The 235-nt window shown below is 68.5% G+C and carries 1 protein-coding gene; it reads right to left on the bottom strand.

All coding sequences use genetic code 11. From position 1 onward, the window contains the following. Positions 1–55 precede the first annotated feature (55 nt). A partial coding sequence (locus MFF64_RS37360; protein WP_238194123.1) for a hypothetical protein occupies positions 56–235 on the bottom strand: 180 nt, incomplete at its 5' end.

The raw sequence follows: 235 nt of genomic DNA, 5'->3' as shown, positions 1-235 counted from the left end.
ATGGGCACGCGCTGGATGAGGCGTATCAGCAGTTCGGTGGTGGTGTTTTTTCTGGTCATGCCGCGACGGGCTCCAGGGCGACGCGAGCTGCGAGCGCCGCGGCGGCCGCATCGAGGTCGGCGTACTCGCCCAGGGGAGCGCCGCTTGGGCTGTAGGCGAAGCAGCCGGACCGACAGCGGACGACGCTCCCCATCAGGACGCTGGAGACGAACAGGTCCAGGGTCATCAAGCGGCC

The sequence above is a fragment of the Methylobacterium frigidaeris genome (assembly GCF_022179185.1).
GTDB lineage: Bacteria > Pseudomonadota > Alphaproteobacteria > Rhizobiales > Beijerinckiaceae > Methylobacterium > Methylobacterium frigidaeris.
The sequence above is the reverse complement of the archived record's forward strand: the minus strand, read 5'-3'. Positions and strand labels throughout refer to the sequence as shown.